Annotated in this window: 1 protein-coding gene; it reads left to right on the plus strand. The window is 50.9% G+C overall.

Annotated elements, in window-relative coordinates; genetic code table 11:
• Nucleotides 1–123: 123 nt before the first annotated feature.
• Nucleotides 124–906: transposase (locus JMF85_RS28585; protein WP_201319399.1), on the plus strand; the 783-nt coding region annotated here is incomplete at its 3' end.

Below are 906 nucleotides of genomic sequence, written 5' to 3' on the forward strand. Positions count from 1 at the left end.
TAGGGCTTGCTGAACAAACAAAAAATCCATAATCTACAAGGGATTTATGCCATTTTTGTCGAAGTTATCTGCAAGGAAAACACAGGAAATCGGCAAAAAACCTTGCAGACGGAGTGAGAGAAAATGTTTACGCAGAACCGAGATATGGCGGATTTATTAAAAGACTTCTATCTACCCTTTGGCGGTAAGCTCAATCCATCCAATCGATGGGTGCAACTCGCTGCCCTTATCCCATGGGACAAAGTCGAAGAGAAGTATGTCAAATCCCTCCAATCTCTGCACATCGGCCAACAGGCTTATACGGCTCGTATCGCCCTTGGCTCGCTCATTATCAAAGAACGGCTTGGCCTAAGTGACCGTGAGACCACGCTGCAGATCCAAGAGAACCCCTATCTGCAGTTCTTCTTAGGCTATACAGCCTATGTGGATGAAGAGCCTTTTCACCACTCCCTTCTGACGCACTTTCGGCAGCGGCTGGGTGCAGACATCATCACGGAAGTCAACGACGGGATCGCACAAGCCGCCCTGCAAGCAGAACGCGAAGCCAAAGAGAAACAGGAAGCGTCCAAACAAGACCGTGATGACGATGACGATGATACCGGTGGCTGCCAACTGACGATGGAGATGGGCGAAGCGCTGTCCATCCCTGAGGAAAAGACGGTGGATCCCAAGAAAAGGCGCACTGGCATGAAGAAGCTACATGTCCTGTCATCTACCGCAACAACTGCAGCCACATCGCCAGTCAACGTTAGGAACAAGGGAACTCTCATGCTTGATGCCACATGCGCCCCCGCAGACATCAAGTACCCAACAGATTTGGGACTTCTCCATCATGCCCGTGAAATCCTCGAAGGCATCATCGATGTGCTGCATGCTCCCCATGTCGGAGAGATGGAGAAGCCGCGC

Origin of the sequence: Paenibacillus sp. EPM92, from assembly GCF_016586185.1 — a bacterium.
GTDB classification, from domain to species: domain Bacteria; phylum Bacillota; class Bacilli; order Paenibacillales; family NBRC-103111; genus Paenibacillus_G; species Paenibacillus_G validus.